This is a genomic window from Streptomyces sp. 8N706 (genome assembly GCF_052245415.1).
Taxonomy (GTDB): domain Bacteria; phylum Actinomycetota; class Actinomycetes; order Streptomycetales; family Streptomycetaceae; genus Streptomyces.
Genome location: NZ_JBQQBW010000257.1, coordinates 1 through 792 on the forward strand (window position 1 = coordinate 1; position 792 = coordinate 792).

The window sequence follows — 792 nt, forward strand, 5'->3', positions numbered from 1 at the left end:
GGTGTGGGTCGGGGTCTGGGCGTGCGGGGGTGGGGTTCCGGTGGCCGTGGTGAGGCCCTACTGCATGGCCCGGTGCTGGATGGCTTCGCTGGCCGCGCGGTCGCGGCGGCTCCAGCCGTGGCGGGCGAGCTCGACCAGGTGTCGGCAGGTCCGTTCGATGTCGCCGAACATGACCACGCGCAGATCGTCGTCGGTGGCGTCGGCCTGGGCGGCGGCTGCCCGCGCGGCATTGGCCACGGCGAGCAGCTGGGTTCCGGGGGCGTTCAGGCGTCGTTCGGCCGCGTTCAGGAAGCTCAGCGCGTAGGGGGTTGCCTCGTGGTCGGCGACGCCGGGCAGGGCCAGGAGGCGCTTGGCGGCGGACATGGCACGGGGATGCGGGCGGTGGCGTAGGCGAGGGTGTCGGCGGTGGTGTTCGGGTTGGCCAGCATGTCCCCGATGGGGCGCACCGTGTAGGCGAGACCGTAGAGGCGGCGTACGTGGCGGTCGGTCTCCGCGGCGGTCCGGGCGGCGGTCTGGGCGGCGGTCCACTGCTGGGCGAGTGTCTGGGTCACGGTGCTGCTTTCGTCGGTGGATTGGTTGGGGGGCGGGTGCCGGGCCGCACGCGGCGCGCGGGAAAGGGGGGTGGCCGCGGGTCCGGCGGGAACGGACTTTGGCCGGGTGGGGGGTTAGCGGCGCAACGCAGGGTGCGGGGGCGACCCGGGGGGCGGTGATGCGACGGGCCCCCGGTGGGTCGTGTGCGGGAGGACCGGCCCGACGGGGCCGTAGGCGGGGCTCGGTGGCCGGGGCAAGCGG

Annotated in this window: 2 protein-coding genes; both read right to left on the reverse strand. The window is 75.4% G+C overall.

All coding sequences use genetic code 11. The features are described from left to right. Positions 1-57 precede the first annotated feature (57 nt). A complete protein-coding gene (locus tag ACTWQE_RS34145; protein WP_443332969.1) occupies positions 58-363 on the reverse strand; it encodes a hypothetical protein in 306 nt (101 codons plus the stop codon). Next, complete coding sequence (locus ACTWQE_RS34150; protein WP_443332970.1) at positions 294-551, reverse strand: hypothetical protein; 258 nt, start codon at positions 549-551, stop codon at positions 294-296. Before ACTWQE_RS34150 ends, ACTWQE_RS34145 begins: the two co-directional genes overlap by 70 nt. Positions 552-792 lie beyond the last annotated feature (241 nt).